Annotated in this window: 21 protein-coding genes; 7 read left to right on the top strand and 14 right to left on the bottom strand. The window is 32.8% G+C overall.

From position 1 onward, the window contains the following. Positions 1 to 25: 25 nt before the first annotated feature. The 3 genes from B3C18_RS24025 to B3C18_RS24015 form a co-directional block, all read right to left on the bottom strand. Entirely contained in the window at positions 26 to 1,309 is a 1,284-nt protein-coding gene (locus B3C18_RS24025; RefSeq protein ID WP_291152826.1) for a glycosyltransferase family 4 protein, read from the bottom strand. Between the two features lie 149 nt (positions 1,310 to 1,458). Next, positions 1,459 to 3,909 carry a YfhO family protein gene (locus tag B3C18_RS24020; protein WP_291152824.1) on the bottom strand — a complete coding sequence of 817 codons (2,451 nt, stop codon included), beginning with the start codon at positions 3,907 to 3,909 and terminating at the stop codon, positions 1,459 to 1,461. 51 nt (positions 3,910 to 3,960) lie between these two features. Continuing rightward, positions 3,961 to 4,248 (bottom strand): DUF4834 family protein, encoded by a 288-nt coding sequence (locus tag B3C18_RS24015; RefSeq protein ID WP_291152821.1) that lies wholly within the window; start codon positions 4,246 to 4,248, stop codon positions 3,961 to 3,963. Between the two features lie 124 nt (positions 4,249 to 4,372). On the opposite strand from B3C18_RS24015, the gene B3C18_RS24010 reads away from it, so the two are divergent. Beyond that, positions 4,373 to 5,344 (top strand): transporter, encoded by a 972-nt coding sequence (locus tag B3C18_RS24010; RefSeq protein WP_291152819.1) that lies wholly within the window; start codon positions 4,373 to 4,375, stop codon positions 5,342 to 5,344. Between the two features lie 42 nt (positions 5,345 to 5,386). Then, on the top strand, positions 5,387 to 6,505 hold the full coding sequence (locus B3C18_RS24005) for a GNAT family N-acetyltransferase (RefSeq protein ID WP_291152817.1): 1,119 nt from the start codon (positions 5,387 to 5,389) through the stop codon (positions 6,503 to 6,505). A gap of 81 nt (positions 6,506 to 6,586) precedes the next feature. Here the strand turns inward: B3C18_RS24005 and B3C18_RS24000 are convergent, their stop codons facing one another. Then, positions 6,587 to 7,072: a hypothetical protein gene (locus B3C18_RS24000; protein WP_291152814.1), complete on the bottom strand. Its 486-nt coding sequence runs from the start codon at positions 7,070 to 7,072 to the stop codon at positions 6,587 to 6,589. 123 nt (positions 7,073 to 7,195) lie between these two features. After that, entirely contained in the window at positions 7,196 to 8,455 is a 1,260-nt protein-coding gene (locus B3C18_RS23995; protein ID WP_053473718.1) for an aminotransferase class I/II-fold pyridoxal phosphate-dependent enzyme, read from the bottom strand. A gap of 293 nt (positions 8,456 to 8,748) precedes the next feature. On the opposite strand from B3C18_RS23995, the gene nirK reads away from it, so the two are divergent. The 3 genes from nirK to B3C18_RS23980 are packed head-to-tail and all read left to right on the top strand — an operon-like array spanning position 8,749 to position 11,594. Continuing rightward, entirely contained in the window at positions 8,749 to 10,191 is a 1,443-nt protein-coding gene (nirK, locus tag B3C18_RS23990) for a copper-containing nitrite reductase (protein ID WP_291152810.1), read from the top strand. Positions 10,192 to 10,207: 16 nt separating this feature from the next. Next, positions 10,208 to 10,990: a formylglycine-generating enzyme family protein gene (locus B3C18_RS23985; RefSeq protein ID WP_414655361.1), complete on the top strand. Its 783-nt coding sequence runs from the start codon at positions 10,208 to 10,210 to the stop codon at positions 10,988 to 10,990. Between the two features lie 10 nt (positions 10,991 to 11,000). Then, a complete protein-coding gene (locus tag B3C18_RS23980; protein ID WP_291152808.1) occupies positions 11,001 to 11,594 on the top strand; it encodes an SCO family protein in 594 nt (197 codons plus the stop codon). A 295-nt stretch (positions 11,595 to 11,889) separates the two neighbouring features. Here the strand turns inward: B3C18_RS23980 and ric are convergent, their stop codons facing one another. The 3 genes from ric to B3C18_RS23965 all read right to left on the bottom strand — a co-directional run bounded on the left by ric (position 11,890) and on the right by B3C18_RS23965 (position 13,722). Beyond that, positions 11,890 to 12,612: an iron-sulfur cluster repair di-iron protein gene (gene ric, locus B3C18_RS23975; protein WP_291152806.1), complete on the bottom strand. Its 723-nt coding sequence runs from the start codon at positions 12,610 to 12,612 to the stop codon at positions 11,890 to 11,892. Between the two features lie 111 nt (positions 12,613 to 12,723). Further along, positions 12,724 to 13,089: an azurin gene (gene azu / locus B3C18_RS23970; RefSeq protein ID WP_291152804.1), complete on the bottom strand. Its 366-nt coding sequence runs from the start codon at positions 13,087 to 13,089 to the stop codon at positions 12,724 to 12,726. Between the two features lie 183 nt (positions 13,090 to 13,272). Next, positions 13,273 to 13,722 (bottom strand): RrF2 family transcriptional regulator, encoded by a 450-nt coding sequence (locus B3C18_RS23965; RefSeq protein ID WP_073482666.1) that lies wholly within the window; start codon positions 13,720 to 13,722, stop codon positions 13,273 to 13,275. Between the two features lie 200 nt (positions 13,723 to 13,922). Between B3C18_RS23965 and B3C18_RS23960 the strand changes: the two genes are divergently transcribed. Both B3C18_RS23960 and B3C18_RS23955 read left to right on the top strand, forming a co-directional pair. Further along, positions 13,923 to 14,702, top strand: coding sequence for an NYN domain-containing protein (locus tag B3C18_RS23960; protein WP_291152802.1), 780 nt, complete (start codon positions 13,923 to 13,925; stop codon positions 14,700 to 14,702). Between the two features lie 35 nt (positions 14,703 to 14,737). Further along, positions 14,738 to 16,252: an FMN-binding glutamate synthase family protein gene (locus B3C18_RS23955; RefSeq protein ID WP_291152800.1), complete on the top strand. Its 1,515-nt coding sequence runs from the start codon at positions 14,738 to 14,740 to the stop codon at positions 16,250 to 16,252. 50 nt (positions 16,253 to 16,302) lie between these two features. On the opposite strand, the gene B3C18_RS23950 is transcribed toward B3C18_RS23955, so the two are convergent. The 6 genes from B3C18_RS23950 to B3C18_RS23925 all read right to left on the bottom strand — a co-directional run bounded on the left by B3C18_RS23950 (position 16,303) and on the right by B3C18_RS23925 (position 20,922). Beyond that, complete coding sequence (locus B3C18_RS23950; protein WP_291152798.1) at positions 16,303 to 16,995, bottom strand: hypothetical protein; 693 nt, start codon at positions 16,993 to 16,995, stop codon at positions 16,303 to 16,305. Positions 16,996 to 16,997: 2 nt separating this feature from the next. After that, positions 16,998 to 17,774: a hypothetical protein gene (locus tag B3C18_RS23945; protein ID WP_291152796.1), complete on the bottom strand. Its 777-nt coding sequence runs from the start codon at positions 17,772 to 17,774 to the stop codon at positions 16,998 to 17,000. Positions 17,775 to 17,915: 141 nt separating this feature from the next. Beyond that, a complete protein-coding gene (locus tag B3C18_RS23940) occupies positions 17,916 to 18,347 on the bottom strand; it encodes a hypothetical protein (RefSeq protein WP_291152792.1) in 432 nt (143 codons plus the stop codon). A 208-nt stretch (positions 18,348 to 18,555) separates the two neighbouring features. Next, positions 18,556 to 18,960, bottom strand: a complete 405-nt coding sequence (locus tag B3C18_RS23935; RefSeq protein WP_291152790.1) for a hypothetical protein — start codon at positions 18,958 to 18,960, stop codon at positions 18,556 to 18,558. Positions 18,961 to 18,972: 12 nt separating this feature from the next. Then, entirely contained in the window at positions 18,973 to 20,151 is a 1,179-nt protein-coding gene (locus B3C18_RS23930; protein ID WP_291152787.1) for a glycoside hydrolase family 88 protein, read from the bottom strand. Between the two features lie 168 nt (positions 20,152 to 20,319). After that, the gene (locus B3C18_RS23925) at positions 20,320 to 20,922 is read right to left on the bottom strand and encodes a hypothetical protein (protein WP_291152784.1); all 603 of its coding nucleotides are present in this window, start codon (positions 20,920 to 20,922) and stop codon (positions 20,320 to 20,322) included. Positions 20,923 to 21,078: the final 156 nt, after the last annotated feature.

Here is a 21,078-nt window from a genome sequence, read left to right as displayed (position 1 = left end):
TCCTTTTGTTTTTGAAATTGTTGTTTTAATTTATCAATTGTACTAATTGCTTAGTCAGGTTTTTTCGTGAATATTGCTGTAAACCAACACCATTAGCTTGTAATTTCCCTTCTAAAAATTGATTATAAAAGTCCAAAATTACACTTTTTAGCTTCGCTTTTTCTGAATAATCAAAAAATACGCCTGTATTGGTTTCTTTTATAATGTCGGCAAAATCAGAACCTTGAGGCCCAATAGCAATAATTGGACGATTAGAGACCATATATTCAAACAATTTACCCGGAATAATACTTTTAGTGTCTTCAGAGTTTATTTCGATTAAAAGTAAAACCTGAGACTTTTTTTGGTGGGCAATAGCTTCATTATGCGAAACATATCCTAATAAGTTCAAATAATCGTTTAGTTGAAATTCTTCAACAGAATCTAAAACTTCCTGGCTTACGGCACCAATTAATTTAATTTCTAAATGCGTTTTAAAGTCTGGAATTTCCTGAAGTAATTCGACCAGACATTCCCACAAAAACTTTGGATTTCTGTCTGATAAAAATGATCCGATATGAGCAAGCGTAAACTTAGTATCTAAAGTTTGTTTCTCAACGTTCTCAATATCGTAACCGTTTGTAATTACTGAAATTGGTTTATTCGTAATTACCTGAAATTCAGCTTTTGTAGTTTTACTTGTTACAATTATAGTATCAGCAGAGTTGAGAACTTTATGTTCTAAACTTTTATGTTTTTTAGCTGCATAATTAGATAAACGCAAAGCTTTATGATAACCAATTGTTGTCCACGGATCGCGGAAATCTGCAAACCATTTTACATTTAGTTTTTCTTTTAATTCTAAACCAATTAAATGCAAACTGTGCGGTGGTCCCGACGTTACGATTGTATCAATCTTGTTTTCTTTGATGTATTTTTCAAGATAAGAAACTGAAGGTTTTACCCAAAAAACTCTCGCATCCGGAATAAATAGATTTCCACGTATCCAAAGAAAAGCTTTGTCTAAAAAGGTTTGCTTTTTTTTATGTGGAAAAATTCCCGAGCTAATTTTCTTGGTTTTATTTTTTGAAAAAACAGAAGCTAATTGATAAGGTTCCCAAATTTTATTTTTAAGAACTATTACTTTATCTGATATTTCGCTTACTAAACCTTCGTCAACAATTGGATAAGTTGGATTTTCCGGAACATAAACAATAGGCTGAACCCCAAAGTCTGGCAGATATTTTACAAATTTCAGCCAGCGCTGTACTCCCGGCCCACCAGCTGGAGGAAAGTAATAGGTTATAATTAAGAGCTTTTTTTGTTCCAAGGAAAATCGTTTATTATTTTAAAGTGCAAATTTAGAGCTTATTACCGACTTTGCGAAACTCAGTGACTTCTTTGTGAATCTTTGCGAAATAACATTTCACAAAGTCGCGCAAAATATCGCAAAGATTCACAAAGCAATACTGAGATTAATTACTGAGACTGCTTACTAAATTTCTTTCTTTCGAAATAAATACCTCCAATTAAAAGCACAAACATTCCAATTGAACTTACAAGATTAATTGTACCACCTGTTTTGATAACCTGCGGTTCAAACTTAAATTCGATTGTATGTTTTCCGCCAGGAATTTCCATTGCTCTTAAAACATAGTCAACTGGGAAATGATCTGTTAATTTTCCGTCTATATAAGCATTCCAACCATTTTTATAATAGATTTCAGAGAAAACAGCTAAACCATCTTTTCCATTATCTGATTGATATTTAATATAATTTGGCTTATATTGAACTACTTTTATGGTTCCTGTTGTATCCCATTGTTTTTTCATTCTGGCATTTTGGAATTTACTTTCATGTTCATGAACGTTAAAAACTGCCACTTCTTTGGTATCAATATGATCTAAAGCTTTCATTACATCATCTGGTTTATTTACAAGCTTAACAGCACTTACAAACCAAGCATTTCCATTTGCATCAGGATTAACTGCTGGTATAGGTGCACCTGTACTATCTGCCTGAATTACATACTTAACATTCAACATATTAAGCACTTCAAGATTCATGTTTTTTGATTTGTTACCAATTTGGTAATCAAACAATTGCTGCATTCTTCTTGGTTTTGCAGCATGATATCCTCCAATAGAATGGTGAAAATAAGAAGCTGTCGCACTTGACATGTTTCCGTCAATATCAAAAACTCTGTAATGTGTTGTATCTTCTAAAATTTTAGCATCTGCAGCTGTTTCCTGAAAAGGAGCAGCAATTTGAACCGGGCTCACAAAATCTTTTGCCGAAACGTATTTTTTATCAACAAAAAACAAATCAAAAATCATTAAAAGAGCAACGATAACTAAAGTTGTTGTTTGCGAAAATTTGTTTTTAATAAACAACCATAAAGTTCCAAATGTTACTACGATAAAGAATCCTGAACGAAGCAAATCTGCAGAATATAAAGACTTTCTATCTTCTATTAAAACATCAACAAATTCTTGTCCATACATTTGAAGGAAATAGTTGTCACTGCTTCCCGAAAAATGGAAGAAACCTTTAGCAATTACCAGAATTAAAATAACTCCCAATCCAAAAACTCCAGTTTGCACAAGAGCTTTTTGCTGTAATTTAGGTTCATCTTTTGCTTTAAAAAACGACTGAATTCCCATTACTGCTAAAACTGGCATACATAATTCTAAGATTACCTGAATAGATGATACAGCTCTAAACTTATCATACATTGGCACATAATCAATAAAGAAATCTGTTAACAGCGAGAAATTTTTTCCCCATGAAAGTATTAAGGAGAATAATGCTCCTGAAAGAAAAACATATTTTATTTTTCGGTCATCAATAAATAAAGCTAAGACTGCTAAAAAGAATACTACAATTCCAATATACGCCGGAGCAGCAACAATTGGCTGATCTCCCCAATAAGTTGGCATTGCTGATACAAAACCTTCTGCCTTAGAAGCTTCAACATTATGATCAGTCATAAATGTATACATGCTGCTGTCTTTACCTATATTTTCATGATTTGACCCTCCAAAAAGTCTCGGAGCAATCAAATTAAAACTTTCGGCAATTCCGTAACTGTATTCTGTAATATATTCACGGCTTAAAGCGTTTTCATTTTCCTTTTTACTTCCGTCAGGATTAAAAGTTAATTCGCTGTTGCTTCGTGTACTAAACTTAGCATATTCACTTGTCGCTAATAAATTTCCTGCATTAGCGCCAATTGCAAAAATTCCGGCTACAGCCAAAGTTCCAATGGCAATTAAAAGCGGTTTGAATTCTTTATCTTTTATAAAAGTAAAGGCAAAATAAACTGAAAGTATCAATAAGAAAATCAATAAATAATAGGTCATTTGAAAGTGGTTCGCATTAACTTCTAATGCAACTGCAAACATGGTGAGTAAACCTCCCCAAATATATTTTTTTTGAAAAACGAGTATAAATCCGGCAATAACCAATGGCATGTAAGCAATTGCATGCGCTTTTGCATTATGCCCGACGCCAAGAATGATAATTAAATAAGTAGAAAAACCAAACGCAATCGCGCCTATAAAAGCTTTTAAAGGATCTGTTTTTAAAACCAATAACAAACCATAAAACCCTAAAAAGTATAGAAATAAATAATCAGCCGGACGCGGTAAAAAACGTAAAACATCATCTATTTTGCCCACAAAATCATTAGGATAATTTGCTCCTAACTGATAAGTCGGCATTCCGCCAAAAGCAGAGTTTGTCCAGTAAGGCTCTGTATGTTCTGCTGCTCTAAAATCATTTTGCTCTTTGGCCATTCCGGTATATTGAGCAATATCTGACTGGAAAATTTGTTTTCCCTGCAGAACAGGATAAAAGTAAATTAAGGAAACAAGAATAAAGCCCAGGATTACAAGGGCGTGCGGATAGAATTTATTTACTATTTTCAATTTTGGCTGGTTTGGTTAAATGATGAATCCTAATACTACAAGGATACAAACTTAATCTATTTCTTCGTAATCAACATAATCGCCGATCTTTTTGGTCTCGCGCGGTTTTTTGGCATTAGCCGTATTAATGATTATTTCGTCATTATTGTTATTACGAGTTTGCTGCCAAGAATTATCCTGACTGTATTGTTGTTGTCTTTGAAAATTTTCTCCTGCTTTTTCTACCGCTTTTTTAACCAATACCGGCAAAAAGATTCGGGCCAAAAATTTAAAAATATAATAAAACGCAATAATCCACATTATCGTTTTAAACAAATTTGTAAAAGATGCTTCTTGCATGATCATATAATTTTTTTCCAAAATTAGTAAATCCGTTGTTTAAAATTAAAATATCAATCTTAAATAAATAATAAAATATAGTACATTTGAAATGCGTTATAGCTTTTAATCAAAAAATACATTTATGTTGAAAATTAAAAACTTACTCTTTACGTTTCTTTTTTTAGTACCACAATTTTTCTTCGCACAATATACTGATGTGATTAATTCGAACCGTCCGGGAGAAACAATGTCGGCTTATGCGGTTGGAAAATCAGTTATTCAGGGCGAAATTGGTGTTTATGGTATTAAAGAAAAACACGATTTATTAGATTATGACGCTACCGGTTTTGGTACAGATTTAACCGTTAGATACGGTGCATTTTTTGAGCAGCTTGAATTTATTTTAGATGTTCAGTATCAAATGGAAAACTTTGACACTCCGTATACAAGTTATAAAAAGAACAACTTCAGACAGACCGTTTTAGGAGCTAAATACCTGATTTACGATCCTTATAAAAACTACAAAAAAGAAGCTAATATTTATAGTTACAAAGCAAATCACAGTTTTCAATGGCGCGAATTAATTCCGGCTGTTTCTATTTTTGCCGGAGCAAATTTTGTTGGTGCTGATAACCCGTATTATTTTTCTCCAAATGGAGATATTTCTCCAAAAGTTGCTTTAGTAACTCAAAACTTATTTGGCGGCGGAAGATGGGTTTTTGTAACCAATATTATTGCAGATTATATAACTACAGATTATCCGAGTTATGGTTATATTTTAACCTTAACACACGGATTTAATGACAAATGGTCTGGTTTTGTTGAAAATCAAGGATACAAAAGCGATTTTTACAGCGATGCTATTGTGCGTGGCGGAGCGGCGTACCTTTTGTCTCCAAACATGCAGGTTGATGCTTCTATAAGTACTAATTTCAAAAATACGCCTTCTATTTTATATGGAGGAGTTGGTTTCTCCTGGAGATATGACGGATGGTACAAGGAAAAACAAATTGCGAATAAGAACAAAGAAAAAGCAAAGAAAAACTCTGATAATAAAGAAGAAAAAATAGATTATCAGGAAAAAGAAAGAAAACGTAAAGCTAAATACGAATAAATTAATAATCAAACCTTTAAACAAGGAGCTAATACCACCTTAATGATTACAATCAAAGAAGCCAAAACTAAAAAAGAACTAACAGATTATATAAAATTTCCCTTTTCACTTTATAAAGACAATCCGTATTGGGTTCCTCCTATTATTGCTGATGAATTAGAGTCTTTTGATAAAACTAAAAATCCTGCTTTTGATAATGCAGAGGCTTATTTTTATCTGGCTTACAAAGACAATGAAATTGTTGGACGTATTACGACTATTATAAACTGGGCAGAAGTAAATAATCAGCATAAAAGAAAGGTTCGTTTTGGATGGTTTGATGTTATCGATGATATCGAGGTAACGAAAGCACTTCTTGAAAAAGTGTATGAATTAGGCAGAAAACATAACTTAGAACATGCCGAAGGCCCAATGGGTTTTTCTAACTTAGATAAAGTTGGAGTTTTGACTGAAGGTTACGACCAAATGGGAACTATGATTACGTGGTACAATAATCCTTATTATGTTACTCATTTTGAACAATTAGGTTTTCAGATTGAGAAAGAATATATCGAAAGTATTTTCCCGTTTTCGAATGTAAAACCTGAATTTTTCCTGAAAGCCCAGGAATTAATCAAAAAGCGTTACGGACTTAGATCGCTGACTTTCACCAAAACAAAAGACATAATGCCGCATGTAGACAAGATGTTTGATTTATTCAATGATTCTTATGCTAAACTGGCTTCGTTTGTGGCAATTTCAGATGTTCAAAAAGAATATTTTAAAAAGAAATACATCAGCTTTATCAATCCTGAATATATAAAGTTTGTGGTGGATAAAGAGGATAATTTAGTTGCTTTTAGTATTGTAATGCCAAGTTTTTCAGATGCATTACAAAAAGCAAAAGGAAAACTTTTCCCGTTTGGTTTTATCCATTTATTAAGAGCAAGAAAGAAAAGTAAAGATGTTGTTTTTTACCTCATCGGAGTTCATCCTGATTACCAAAACAAAGGCGTTACAGCGATTATTTTTGATGAATATTTTAAAACTTTCTCCGAAAAAGGAATTCAAAACTGCATCAGAACTCCAGAATTAGCCGAAAACACTGCAATTCATTTGCTTTGGAAGAATTTTGATCCTAAAATTCACTGTCAGAGAAAGACTTATTTGAAGTATCTTTAAGAGTTTTCAGTCTCAGTATAAACATAAAAAAAATCCATTCGCCCCCAAAACGAATGGATTTTTTACTTTAATAACAATTCATTAATCCACTTTGCAATCTATTTTGGTCAGCGTATTTTTCTGATCAAATTTTAGTTTGTTTTTATCTTTAAATGTTACTTTGTCATTGGCTTGTACAACATCTCCGTACCCTTCAATAAGAGTTCCGTCTTTTTGTAAAAAAACAACTTCTCGTACTGATGAAGTTCCTTCAGAATTAAAAGTATAATCGGCAACTATCGTGTCACCTTTCACATTTCCTATCAGTGTTCCTTCGTTTTTATCTTTTCCTAACAGATTATAAGTTAATTTTCCGTTTACTTCCTGATGAGAATTTACATTAAAACTAATCTCAATTGCACTTCCATTTGCTTTCCATTCATAACATTGATCTCCCGCAGGTTCCACAATTTCAGCCTCTTTTGGAGGGCTTGGCGTAATTTGTACGGGCTCTGTAGTAGTCGTTTCTTTTTTACAGGAAATAAGAACCGTTAAAATAAGGGTCGTTATTGCTAATACTTTTTTCATAATGCTGCGTTTTTTATTTTGTGATTTATGAATTAAAGTTACTTGAAATAAAAAAAATCCATTCGTATAACAAATGGATTTTTTTACATAATTTCCACTTAAGGAAATCTATTTTTAAATTAATTACGAAACGTCAACTGTTGTACGTTCTGCAATTTCTTTATAAGTTCCGTTAACTAGTTTCTCACGAATTGCTTCAAAAGCAGTTAAAGTTTCTTCAATATCTGATAAAGTATGAGAAGCTGTCGGGATCATTCTTAATAAGATAATTCCTTTTGGAATAACCGGATAAACAACAATAGAAAGGAAAATACCGTAGTTTTCTCTTAAATCGTTTACCATTACCATTGCTTCAGGAATACTTCCTTCTAAGTAAACCGGAGTAATACAAGTATTAGTATCCCCAATATTGAATCCTTTTTCTTTAAGACCGCTTTGTAATGCATTTACATTTTCCCAAAGTTTATCTTTAATAGAAGATGAATTACGCAATAGCTCTAAACGTTTCAACGAACCAATTGTTTGGATCATTGGCAATGCTTTTGCAAACATTTGCGAACGTAAGTTGTATTTTAAGTAATCAATAACCGTTTTATCAGCAGCTACAAAAGCTCCAATATTTGCCATTGATTTTGCAAAAGTCGAGAAGTAAACATCAATATCGTCCTGAACTCCCTGCTCCTCACCTGCTCCGGCACCTGTTTTACCAAGTGTACCAAAACCGTGTGCATCATCAACTAATAAACGGAAATTGTATTTTTGCTTCATAGCAACAATTTCTTTCAGTTTACCCTGCTGTCCACGCATTCCAAAAACACCTTCGGTAATAAATAAAATACCTCCACCTGTTTCTTCGGCCATTTTAGTAGCACGCTGCAGGTTTTTCTCCATACTTTCAAGATCATTGTGTTTGTAAGTAAAACGTTTACCCATGTGCAAACGAACACCATCAATAATACAAGCATGTGAATCTACATCATAAACAATGATATCATTTTTTGTAACCAAGGCATCAATAATAGATACCATTCCCTGATAACCAAAATTTAATAAATAAGCTGATTCTTTCATAACGAAAGAAGCCAATTCATTTTCTAACTGCTCATGATAAGTTGTGTGTCCAGACATCATACGAGCTCCCATAGGGTATGCAGCGCCATATTGAGCCGCAGCATCCGTATCTGCTTTACGAACTTCTGGATGATTAGCTAAACCTAAATAATCATTTAAACTCCAGTTTAAAATATTTTTTCCGTGAAACGTCATTCTAGGACCCAACTCTCCTTCTAACTTTGGGAAAACGTAATAACCTTCTGCCTGAGAAGCCCATTTTCCTAAAGGTCCTTTATTGTCCTGAATTCTTTCGAATAAATCTTTTACCATAAATATATTTTGAAGTAATAATTTTATTTATACAGGTCGCAAAAATAATGATTATTATTCTAAAATAGAGTTGGGCATTTGTTTTTATTAAAAAAATATCAAAATATTAGTTTACAAAAAATTTACACATACTTAAAGAATTGAATTTAAAACAGTTAACTGTAATAAAAGTGTACACAATAAATTAATATAAAGTTTTTATTAGTACGTATTTTATGATTTTTATCATAATAAAAGATAAAATAGTCTTTTATTTTTACTCCTGATTTAAAACTAAATAAAACCAAAACCTTATGAAAAAGAAAAATGACATTTCGATTAAAATGAACATGTTGTTATGCTTACTTTTTACGATTTTTTTAGGAAGCTGTAAAAAAGAAGAATCAGTAAATTATACTGATATAATGACCGAAGGAGAAATGAATGCTGAACTTACTGCTCCGCCTATGGTCCCAAAACCTGTTGGAAACAGAACTGCCATGAAACTCAAATTGAACATGGAAATCAAAGAGCAGGAAGGCACGATGACTGATGGCGTAAAATATACGTATTGGACATTTGGAGGCTCTGTCCCGGGAAGTTTTATCAGAACGCGTGTTGGCGATGAAGTAGAATTTCATTTAAAAAACCATCCCGATAACAAACTGCCACATAATATTGATTTACACGCTGTAACCGGACCTGGCGGCGGGGCGACTTCTTCGCTTGTTGCACCGGGACATGAAAAAGTTTTCAGCTTTAAGGTTATCAATCCGGGACTGTATGTATACCATTGTGCAACAGCGCCTGTTGGAATGCACATTGCAAATGGTATGTATGGTTTGATTTTGGTTGAACCAGAAGGCGGACTTCCGCCTGTTGATAAGGAATATTATGTTATGCAGGGCGATTTCTATACGCAGGGCGAATATGGCGCAAAAGGTTTACAGCCATTTGACATGAATAAAGCCGTAAAAGAAACTCCTGATTATGTTGTATTTAATGGTAAAGTGGGTTCGCTGACAAACGGAAACGAATTAACAGCAAAAGTTGGAGAAACAGTCCGTTTATTTGTGGGGAACGGAGGTCCAAACTTAGTATCGTCTTTTCATGTTATTGGAGAAATATTTGACCATGTTCATGTAGAAGGCGGAACTGTAATTAATAAAAATGTACAGACTACTTTAATTCCGGCCGGCGGTGCAGCAATTGTTGATTTTAAGGTAGAAACTCCGGGAACTTTTATTCTGGTTGACCATTCTATTTTTAGAGCCTTTAATAAAGGTGCTTTAGGAATGCTGAAAGTGGAAGGAAAAGAGAATAAAAACATTTATTCTGGAACGATTCAGGAAGGAATTTATCTGCCAGAAGGCGGAACGATTCAAAAAATGCCTGAAAGCACAACGGCAAAAGCTGTAACACCTAAACGAACTGCCGAAGAGAAAATAAAAATTGGAAAACAAATTTTTGGTACCACTTGTTTCGCTTGTCACCAATCTGAAGGGCAGGGAATTCCAAACACCTTTCCTCCTCTTGCAAAATCAGATTATTTAAATGCCGACTCCAAACGTGCGATTAAAACAATTTTACACGGTTTAACTGGAGAAGTAAGCGTGAACGGAAAAAAATACAACAACGTAATGCCGGCTCAAAATTTATCTGACGATGAAATAGCAAATGTTCTTACGTATATCTACAACAGCTGGGGCAACAATAAAACAGAAGTTACTCCGGAAATGGTAAAAGCACTGCGATAACAATCAAAAATAAAGCATGAAAAAATTTATTTTCATTCTTACCTTTTTCCTGATGTTTACAGGCGCAACAATAGCGCAGGAAATTGGAATGGCTCTGATAAAAGAGGGACGTTTTGTTCCTCTTTACGGAGCCTCATCTAAAAAACCAGTATTTGTAAACTCTTTTTATTTAGACATTTATCCTGTTACCAATGCCCAGTTTTTGAGTTTCATCAAAAAAAATCCAACATATCGTAAATCGAAAATTAAGGGAATTTTTGCTGATAAAACGTATTTGTCTTACTGGGAAAATGATTTTGATTTTGGCAGTTCAAAACCAAATTCGCCCATAACGGCTGTTTCCTGGTTTGCTGCAAAAAAATACTGTGAATGCCAGGGAAAGCGTTTACCCAAAATGGATGAATGGGAATATGCAGCAATGGCCGATGCAAAAACAATGGATGCCAGAACCAAAAAAGAATTCAATAATTACATTTTATCCTGGTATGAAAAGTCAAAAACGTATGAAAATGAAGTGGGAAAAACGTTTAAAAATTATTGGGGAGTTTACGATATGCACGGTTTGGTTTGGGAATGGACATCCGATTTTAACAGCATTTTTTTATCGGGAGAATCTAGAAAAGACAAAAGCAGCGATAAAAATTTATTCTGCGGAAGCGCCTCTGTAAACGCATCCGATTTAATGGATTATGCAGCATTTATGCGTTATGCTTTTAGAGGAAGCCTTAAAGCGCAATACTCAACCCGAAATCTTGGTTTTAGATGCGCCAGTTCAACAAAACCAAAAGTTAATCTTTAAATTAATTTCAATGAAAAAAATAATAATTGCGGTTTTTATTCTGCTGTTTTCGTTACAAAGCTGTAAAGAAAACAAGAAAGATAATGCAGTAACAAAAAAGGAAATAAGTGATTTATCCATTTATAATCTTCCATCAAAATGGACGACTCAAAACGGAAATGATATTGAACTAAAAAGCCTAAGAGGAAATGTACTGGTTATGGTTATGATTTACACAAGCTGCAAAGCCGCCTGCCCAAGATTAGTTGCAGATATGCGTGATATTGAAGCCAAACTTAATAAAAAGACTAAAAACAATGTAAAACTTATTTTAGTAAGTATTGATCCTAAAACGGATACGCCGGAAAAATTAAAAGCTTTTGCTATTTCGAATAAAATGAATCAGGAACCGTGGCTTTTTCTTCGTTCATCTGAAGAAAACACACGCGAATTTGCAGCAGTTTTAGCCATTAATTACAAACAAATATCTCCTGTAGATTTTTCGCATTCTAATATTATAAGCGTTTTTAATCCCAAAGGAGAACTAGTTTTTCAGCAGGAAGGTTTAGGTGTAAACAATGAAAAAACAATTGAAACAATAAATAAAGAAGCAGAAAAGATTTAAAATTTTGAATAGGTTGAATTAGTGCTAAGGCATATTATCAGATCTTTTTGGTAATATGCTTTTTTTTTAAACACATAGAGACATAGATTTTGGAAACTTAAAAAAGGCGTTTCAATTGCATTAACGAACATAGCTATGTGTAAAAATCTAGATTTTTTAAATTCTCTTTTTATAATTCTTCTAAAACCTATGTTTCTATGTGTTTAATTTTTTTTAAGTTCATTCTAATAAAAAACACCGATAATACTCCATAATCTGGAATTTATCAGTGTTTTTTCTCTAGTTAAAATTATAGTTAAGCAAATTCTTCTTCCAGCGCAACCGCTTTTGGAAACAAAATATTATTCTCTAAATGAATATGTTTATGTAAATCTTCTTCAAACTCATTTAGCATAGCATACGTCACTTTATAGGTTGTGCATCCATCAGCCGGAGGCGTATAATTATTAGTCAACTCAGCTATTTCTCTAAAACGGTCACCTTCATTTTCATGTTCGTGCATCATCATGGCAATTGGATTTGAAACCGTTCCGAAAGAAGGCTGCGATAAAACTCCGTTAGCCTCTTTCGTTTTTACCATTCTTTTTACAAAAGGAAATAAAACCAGTTCTTCCTTTTTCATGTGCTGCGCCAATTCTCCCGCACATCCTATAAACAATTCATTAATTTTAAATAATTCAGGATGATTTGAACCGTGAACGCTGCATAATTTATCTAGAAAACTCAGCAGAACCTGTGTTTTTTCTTCCACATAACGGTGATGCGTTTTTTCTATATAATCTACTAATAAATCCAGAGGCCATGAATTAAAGTCGATTCCGCTGTTATTTTCAGACTGCAAAACATCATAAATACTTTGAAGCAGTCCATCAGAATTAATTTCTTCCTTTTCACAAACTTCAGAAACCGTTCTGTTTCCTTTACAGCAAAAATCTATTTTATATTTAGAAAATACAGCCGCAGTTCTATAATCCTGAGCCACAAATGATCCGATTGTTTTGTTTTTTAAATTTTCCATTTTCGTAAAAATTAATATTGATATTTATTTTGATTTTCAATAAAAGACAAAATTATCTTTTATTAGTATTTAAAAAAACTCCAAACCAAAATCAGGCTTGGAGTTTATTATTTATTCCACAATTAATATACCTTTCATCATAGCCACGTGACCAGGAAAAGTACATAAAAAGTTGTATGTTCCTTTTTTATCAATTGTAAATTCGATAGTATCTTCTTCACCTCCGCCCAATAATTTTGTATGAGCAACAATTGAAGCTTTTTCAGAAGCCGGAATATAATCTGTAGCTTTTGCTTCGATCGCTTTTGCAGCAAAAGCACCTTCATCTGTTCCTTGCTCTAGAATTACTAAGTTATGTCCCATCGCTTCTTTTGGAATTGTTCCTACGTGTTTTAAAGTAAGTTTGATCGGTTTTCCGGCAACTGCTTTTAGTTCGCTTTTATTAAACTGCATTTGGTCATTTCCTTCAATAACCAAAACATTTTCAACACCTGCTTCTGGTTTTACGCCTTCATCTGATGTTGTTTAATTTATTTCTGTTGATTCGTCAGCAGGAACTGCTTCTTTCTTTCCGCAAGAAGTTACTGCTAAAAATCCCATTAGCATTACCATCGAAATTGTGACTTTTTTATTCATTACTGTATATTTAAATTATAAGATTTATTCGGTTTTATTGAAGATTTTTAAATAATAATCTCCAGCATTTACACCAAGTGCCAGCTCCTCTAAAGTGGTATTAGTAAGCATTGCCAAAAGCAGTTCGCGTATTTTTTTAAATTGATTGTGCACAGGGCAAGGATGGATTTCTGAACATTCTTTCAGGCCAATTCCGCAGCCTTTATAAATGGTATTTCCGTCAATCGCATCCACAATCTGAATTAATTTTATCGATTTTAATGCTTCTTTCGAAACCTCAAAACCTCCTCCTACTCCTTTTGCCGAATAGATGATTCCGTTTTTGGTTAAAATCTGCATAATCTTGGCAGTAAAAGGTTCGGGCGAATCAATTTCTTTGGCAACATCTTTAATTCCAACCCTAATTCCTTCTGAAGATTTGGTTGCTATAAAAATAGAAGCCCTAATTCCGTACTCACACGCTTTTGAAAACATATACTGATTAATTAATTCCTTACAAATGTATTCAAATTCACTATAAAAGACAAATTTATCTTTAATTAATTTTTATAACAGAAACCTTATTTATAACCAAAATAATTAACACGGTCAAAAACACTTATTCGCCAACAAATTCACCTAAAAACGAATTTTAATTTTAACTTTGATTGTACTTAATTTCTAATATCTAAAAAATGCCAGCAAGCAACGCAAGAGAATTAAAATTAGCTGTTCTTATTGACGCGGATAATGTGCCCTACAGCAATGTAAAAGGGATGATGGAAGAAATTGCTAAGTTTGGAACTCCAACAACGAAACGAATTTATGCGGACTGGACGAAGCCAAATGCAAACGGATGGAAAGCGGTTTTACTGGAGCATGCTATTACGCCTATTCAGCAATATAGTTATACGGTTGGGAAAAATTCTTCAGATTCGGCGTTGATTATCGATGCAATGGATTTGCTTTATTCGGGAAAATTAGATGGTTTTTGTATTGTTTCCAGCGACAGCGATTTTACCCGTCTGGCGATTCGACTTCGAGAATCGGGCATGAAAGTAATTGGCATTGGTGAAAAGAAAACCCCAAGTTCTTTTATCGTTGCCTGCGACAGGTTTATTTATATTGAGGTTCTGGACGGCGCTATTCAAAAGAAAAAGCCAAAAGCAACCGCAGCAGATACCAAAAAACCTGTAGAAAAACCTACTGAAAAAGCACTTCACAAAGTCGACAAACAAACTATTGATCTTATTGAAGCTACAATTGAAGATATTGAAGATGATGACGGCTGGGCATTTCTTGGCGATGTGGGCAATTTGATTGTAAAGAAAAAACCAGAATTTGACCCAAGGAATTATGGTTATTCTAAGCTTACGCCAATGCTGAAATCATTAACGGATATTTTGGAAATCGACGAAAGAGAATCGGATAAAAAAGGCATTAAACATGTCTATGTTCGATTACGATACAATTAATTAAATTATTACCTTATTACTATTATTACTTAAACATGAGAAAAAAATTCTTTATTTACGGATTCTTATTGTTTCTAATTGTTATTGCAATTTATCATTACACGGGCCGAGGTTATTTACTCGTTTTTATTATCCCAATTTTATTGATTATTGGAGCTTATAATGCTTCTCAAAAAAAACATGCCATTTTAAGGAACTTTCCGGTTTTGGGTTATTTCAGGTATTTATTTGAAATGATTGCCCCGGAAATTCAACAGTATTTCATCGAAAGATCTACAGATGGAAAACCTTTTTCACGAAATCAGCGCTCTTTAGTTTATCAAAGAGCCAAAAATATTGATTCGAGTACGCCTTTTGGAACACAGCAAAATTTAAATACAGAAACGTATGAAGGTATAAAACATTCTATTTTTCCGGCAAAAGTAAATGAAGAATTACCACGTGTTTTAGTGGGCGGAAAAGACTGTAAACAACCTTATTTAGCCTCTTTATTTAATGTTTCGGCAATGAGTTTTGGTTCGCTGAGCGAAAATGCCGTTCGTGCCATAAATATTGGTGCTAAAAAAGGAAACTTTTACCAAAATACAGGCGAAGGTGGTTTAACTGAATTTCATCTTGCCGGAGGCGGAGATATTACGTGGCAGATAGGAACTGGATATTTTGGATGCCGTGATGCCGAAGGAAATTTCAGCCCTGAAAAATTCTCGGAAAAAGCCAATCTCCCGAATGTAAAAATGATTGAAATTAAGCTTTCGCAAGGTGCAAAACCGGGACATGGCGGTGTGCTTCCGGCGGCTAAAAATACAGAGCAAATTGCTAAAATTAGAGGTGTTGAACCACATACGATGATTCTTTCTCCTCCCGGACATCATGCTTTTTCTGATGTTAAAGGGCTTCTGCATTTTGTGAAACAATTACGTGATTTATCAAATGGAAAACCAATTGGTTTTAAATTATGCATTGGAAACACAGCTGAATTTGAGGCAATATGCCACGAAATGATCGCCGAAGATATTTACCCTGATTTCATTACGGTTGATGGTGCAGAAGGCGGAACCGGAGCTGCGCCATTAGAATTTGCAGATGGCGTAGGAATGCCTTTTGAACCGGCTTTGATTTTCGTAAACAAAACATTAATTGGTTTAAATATCCGCGACAAAATACGCATTATAGGAAGCGGAAAAATTATTTCGGGATATTCAATCCTGCATGCCGTTGCTTTAGGCGCAGATATGTGTAACAGTGCACGTGGTTTTATGTTCTCTTTGGGCTGTATTCAGGCATTGCGTTGCCATAATAACGAATGTCCAACGGGAGTTGCCACTCAAAACAAAATGCTGATGAAAGGTTTGGTTGTAACCGATAAATCAGATCGTGTTTATCATTTTCATAAAAATACACTTCATTCTGCAAACGAACTTTTGGCTGCAGCCGGAAAAACATCTTTTGCAGATGTTGATATCAATATCTTTATGCGTGGTGATGAATTTACCAATTTATCAGAATTGTATTTCCCTGATAATTTGACAAACGTTACGAAACGTAATTAAAACAAAAAGCCTCTTTGAGTTTTCAAAGAGGCTTTTTGTTTTTAAGAAATCTATTTTTTCTTTTCTTTCATATTTTGAGATAAGAATTCAATGGCTCGTATTTTTAATTTATCGACAGAAAGTATATTACTTTCAAATTCATAGAAATTAAGAAACCCTTCATTTTTAAAGCATAAAGCATAACCGTTATATCTTTTACTTACTTTGGTTATTTTGTATGATATCATCTTAACATCTCCAATCGTATTTTCTACTTTAAACTTTTGCAGATTGTCATTATTTTTTAGGCTTTTAAAACTTGGTTCTATTTCTGCCTTAGATTCAAAATCGTGAATAAAAACATTTACATTATCTGGCGATTTAAAGGCCATTCGTAAGGAATCATCATGTCTGTTTTGAAAGTAAAAATCCTTTGGTATTTTTATCTGAGTGTCTAATGCAATGTATATTAAGGAATCTTTTTGTATTTTTTGAATACCATAATTATCTTTTTGTAAAGCGGATAAACTGTCTAAACTTTCATAATTAGAATATAATATGGCATTAGACATTTTCCTTTGCATTTCTTGATGCTGTCTAAAATTCTCTTTCATTGCTTCCTGAGAATTTCGGAAACTTTCCATTACAGGATCATTTTCATAACGGGGCTTGTTCATATTGGAGCAAGTATACAAAAGCCTTCCGCCTAAAATTATAACCGATAAAACACTTAATACGGTTCTCCAGGTTGATCTGTCATCCATAATTATTTTAGGTCTTTTTCAGTCAAAATAATATCGTTTACCAGATTTCCTTTTGCATCCTGATATAGATATTTTATTGTTGAAATGTTATAACGCTGTATAGAACCCAGAATAGTTTTTAAATCACTGCTTCTTAAAATACTTTCTTTCATTAAAACCTTTGCTCCTTCTCCTTTAAGCAATTCAGAATATTTTTTTGGTACTTCTATTTTATAAACCAATTCATTTTTATCGCTAATTTCAATTTTTATGATTTTTGTTCCATCCTCATTTACAATTGGCATATTTTGGTTCATTATGGCCAGCATTTGCTGCATCTCAGGATTCATGCCAGAACTTGAAAGTTCTTTTCTGTCTACAGCAGGCGCATTATTTTTGCTTAAAATTCTATTTAATTCTTTTTCATCCACTTTCAATTCAGCAAGTATGGTGCTGTTGTTGGCTAAAAAGAACATTTCGAATGTTACTCCTTCTTTAATTAGTTCCATTGAGGCTCTATCACTTTTTAGCATTTCACCAAGTAAAGTCGGAAACATTTGGTTGTAAATAGACTTACTAGATTCGTTTTGTTCTAAATTAGTGTCAATTCTTATTTCAACTTTATTTTCATTTAAAAAAGCTTTTGCACTCGCGCTGCTGATAATATCATTATGAAAAAGTTCACTTGAGTTATTAAAAGTAATAACGTATTCCTGAATTTTTTGTTTGGTATTTTTACAGCTTACCAGAAACAAAGTAATAGCAATCGTGCAGGTAATTTGGGTAATTTTTTTGATCATAGTTTTAGGGTTTTATTAAGTAGACATTTACACAAACATAACTTAATGGCAGAATTAATCCAAAAGAATTATTTTTCTTAACAAAAAGAAAATAGCCTCTCTGATTTACAAAGAGGCTATTTTCAATACTTTAATTTTAACTTAAAGTTTGGCCGTTTCCTTATTTCCCTCTGCAGTTCCTTCTAAAACTGCTAATTCTTCTTTATCAACTATTCTTTTAGCTAAAATAATATTATTGTAAGCCAAAAAGTAAACATCAAATTTTACACCTTCGCCTATTAACTCTGTAGAAATCTGATCATTCTTAATCATATCTTTTAATAAATCCGGAAATGAATCGGCAGCAGCCTGCTTATTAGCATCATCGCCTTCTAAGTTGGTTTCAATTCTAATTTCAATTTTATTATCATTTAAAAATGCTTTCGCAGAAGTACCGGTAATCCCGTTACCTTTTATGGAAGATGAATTATTGTAGGTACTTACATGTTCCTGGATTTTTTGCTTGGTATTTTTACAACTTACCAGCAATAATGCAACAGCAAAAGCAAATGCGATTTGGGTAATTTTTTTCATAATTTTTTAGGTTTTTGGTTTATTTTTAACTCAAACATAATGAAATTATAACACAAAAACAAAATGAAGTCACAAAACTTTAAATTGTAACTATTTAACTACAAATAGGTTATCGTAACGAAAGAATGAAAAGAATTAACTTAATAACTAAAAAAAAATCCTCTTTAAATTGTTTAAAGAGGATTTGATAAATAGTATAATCTGAATATTATTTTAACAATTCAGCCAGAGATTCTTTGTTGATTATTTGTTTTACAAAAACGGTATTATCATCGGCTAAAAAATATGCATCAAACTGAATACCTTCTTCAACCAGTTCTTTAGGAATTTGATTTTTGTTGATCATTTCTTTCAACAGTTTTGGAAACGACGATTCCGCTTTTGTTTTATTCGTTGCGTTTTGCTCCAAATTAGTTTCAAATCGCAATTCTATTTTATCATCATTAATATAACCTCTCGCCGTTGTAAGCGTAACATCTTCAGCCTTAAAATTGGCAGCTGTACTGTTATAAGTTGTTACATATTCCTGAAGTTTTTGTTTTGCGTTTTTACAGCTCACAAGCATCAAAACTATCATAACTGCACACAAAATCTGGCTTACTTTCCTAATCATAATCTAAAGTTTTTATTTCAATTTTTGAAGTCTTAAAAGTGCCTCAAGATAGTAATAATCTGCGTAATTTATAGAACAGTCAATTTCGCTTCCGGCAGGTTTATGACCTGTTGAATGCAATAAAAATGCTGAATTCATATCATGGCTTTGGTAATTATCTGAAAGTGACACAATCATTTTTTTAGATTTTGTCAAATATTCGTTTTTCAGCGTTTTATCTTTTGTATAAGAACTCAATTCTAAAAGTGCCGAAGAAACAATTGCCGCCGCAGAAGCATCTCTTGGAGCATTTGGAATATCCGGCGCATTAAAATCCCAATACGGAATCAAATCTTCTGTTGTCAATTTATCCAGATAAACACGAGCTAATTTATGAGCAAAGTCTAAAAATTTAGGATCTTTTGTTTCTCTGTAAGTCATTGTAAAACCGTAAATTGCCCAAGCTTGACCACGTGCCCACATACTATCATCACTGTAACCCTGAGCCGTTCTGCCTTTTATTTTTTTACCGGTTTCATAATCGTAAATAATAACATGATAAGAAGTATTATCTGGTCTAAAATGATTTGCCATTGTCGTTTCGGCATGTTTTACTGCAATGTCATATAGTTTTTTATTCCCGCCGTTTTTAGATGCCCAAAACAACAATTCTAAATTCATCATATTATCGATGATGGTATTGTGTCCGCCCATTTTATTATGAGGCCAAGATTGAATTGTTCCCACTTTTGGATTAAAAAGTGTTGCCAGAGTATCGGCTGTTTTTAGAATAATTTCTTTGTATTCTTTGTTTTTAGTCAATCTGTACCCGTTTCCGAAACTATTAAAAATCTGAAAACCTAAATCGTGATCGGCAGCTTTACTAACCGACAAAGGCGTTAAAAAGCGACTAAATTTATCCGCTTCTTTTTCCCATTTTTTATCTTTTGTCGCTTCATACAAAAACCACAATTCTCCAGGCCAGAATCCGCTTGTCCAGTCTTTATAATTTACATATTTCCAGTCTTTGCTTCCATTCGGAACCGTTCTTGGTGAAGTCCCGTCATCCGGGATCACTTTTAATGTTTTTGAAGCCTGCTCTGCGCAATACTCCAATTGTTTTTTAACGTTAAACGAATTGTCTTTTTGAGAATAACCCTGATTTCCAAGAAGAAATAAAGCTGTAATCAGAGCGAAAAATTTTGCATTCATGTGGTTACTTTTAGATAGATAGTTTTTAGAACCGATAAATTTATGAAATAAAGTAAACTTATTTTAGTCTTTGTATTTTTCGATGCCTAAAAATGTATTTTATTTCTCCTTATCTCTACAATCCTCTTTGTCAAAGTTCCAAACTTTGACAAAGATTTCTCCAGAACCTTAAAATCTAAAATCAATTATATTAGTATGACAAAATATAAAATTCTCTAAATCATCAAAATACTCAACAACTTCGCCTCTCTTTAAATTTGTTTTCAAGGACGACAATATAGTTACATACGATGAAAATTTATAGCTTTTAAAATCTTTTTTAATATCTATCGGATTTTGATGAACGTATATAATCACATTCCTTAGATACTCTTCGGAATTTATTTTTTTTCTTTTGAATGGAGATTCAAATAATGGACCATGTCTATCGTAAACTTTATTATAAGCTTGTGTATAAGAACTAATAAACTTACTTAACTGTTTACTTGGAAGACTATCGATTGAATGCAGCCCTTTATTATTCGATCTTTTATTATTTTCTTCAAAAAACTTAAATAACTCACTTTTAGATTTAATTTTTATTACAAAATGAAAATGATTTGGCATTAAACAATAAGCATACAAATCACAAACATTCCTCAAGTATTTTAGAAATTGAGCCATGAAGAACATGTAATTATCATTTTCTTGAAAAACTTTATCTCCATTAACTCCTCTATTATAAATATGATAAAAACTGTCCGGTTCTAAATTTTGAATTCTAATATCCACTTATAATTGCTTAAAATTTCAAAATCAAAAATATAAAAATAAATAAGAATTTTCTTTATTTTTATACATGAAAAGTAATCTTTGTCAAAGTTTTGAACTTTGACAAAGGGAGGTACGAGTGGTTATAAATAAAAGTTTTAATATACATTTGCTCTC

The sequence above is a fragment of the Flavobacterium sp. UBA7680 genome (assembly GCF_002482975.1).
GTDB lineage: Bacteria > Bacteroidota > Bacteroidia > Flavobacteriales > Flavobacteriaceae > Flavobacterium.
The sequence above is the reverse complement of the archived record's forward strand: the minus strand, read 5'-3'. Positions and strand labels throughout refer to the sequence as shown.

Bases quoted from the DNA above. Each gene is read 5' to 3' on its own strand.
- B3C18_RS24015 (WP_291152821.1), bottom strand. From the start codon at position 4,248: ATGCAAGAAGCATCTTTTACAAATTTGTTTAAAACGATAATGTGGATT.
- B3C18_RS24010 (WP_291152819.1), top strand. From the start codon at position 4,373: ATGTTGAAAATTAAAAACTTACTCTTTACGTTTCTTTTTTTAGTACCA.
- B3C18_RS24005 (WP_291152817.1), top strand. From the start codon at position 5,387: ATGATTACAATCAAAGAAGCCAAAACTAAAAAAGAACTAACAGATTAT.
- B3C18_RS24000 (WP_291152814.1), bottom strand. From the start codon at position 7,072: ATGAAAAAAGTATTAGCAATAACGACCCTTATTTTAACGGTTCTTATT.
- B3C18_RS23995 (WP_053473718.1), bottom strand. From the start codon at position 8,455: ATGGTAAAAGATTTATTCGAAAGAATTCAGGACAATAAAGGACCTTTA.
- nirK (WP_291152810.1), top strand. From the start codon at position 8,749: ATGAAAAAGAAAAATGACATTTCGATTAAAATGAACATGTTGTTATGC.
- B3C18_RS23985 (WP_414655361.1), top strand. From the start codon at position 10,208: ATGAAAAAATTTATTTTCATTCTTACCTTTTTCCTGATGTTTACAGGC.
- B3C18_RS23980 (WP_291152808.1), top strand. From the start codon at position 11,001: ATGAAAAAAATAATAATTGCGGTTTTTATTCTGCTGTTTTCGTTACAA.
- ric (WP_291152806.1), bottom strand. From the start codon at position 12,612: ATGGAAAATTTAAAAAACAAAACAATCGGATCATTTGTGGCTCAGGAT.
- B3C18_RS23965 (WP_073482666.1), bottom strand. From the start codon at position 13,722: ATGTTTTCAAAAGCGTGTGAGTACGGAATTAGGGCTTCTATTTTTATA.
- B3C18_RS23960 (WP_291152802.1), top strand. From the start codon at position 13,923: ATGCCAGCAAGCAACGCAAGAGAATTAAAATTAGCTGTTCTTATTGAC.
- B3C18_RS23955 (WP_291152800.1), top strand. From the start codon at position 14,738: ATGAGAAAAAAATTCTTTATTTACGGATTCTTATTGTTTCTAATTGTT.
- B3C18_RS23950 (WP_291152798.1), bottom strand. From the start codon at position 16,995: ATGGATGACAGATCAACCTGGAGAACCGTATTAAGTGTTTTATCGGTT.
- B3C18_RS23945 (WP_291152796.1), bottom strand. From the start codon at position 17,774: ATGATCAAAAAAATTACCCAAATTACCTGCACGATTGCTATTACTTTG.
- B3C18_RS23940 (WP_291152792.1), bottom strand. From the start codon at position 18,347: ATGAAAAAAATTACCCAAATCGCATTTGCTTTTGCTGTTGCATTATTG.
- B3C18_RS23935 (WP_291152790.1), bottom strand. From the start codon at position 18,960: ATGATTAGGAAAGTAAGCCAGATTTTGTGTGCAGTTATGATAGTTTTG.
- B3C18_RS23930 (WP_291152787.1), bottom strand. From the start codon at position 20,151: ATGAATGCAAAATTTTTCGCTCTGATTACAGCTTTATTTCTTCTTGGA.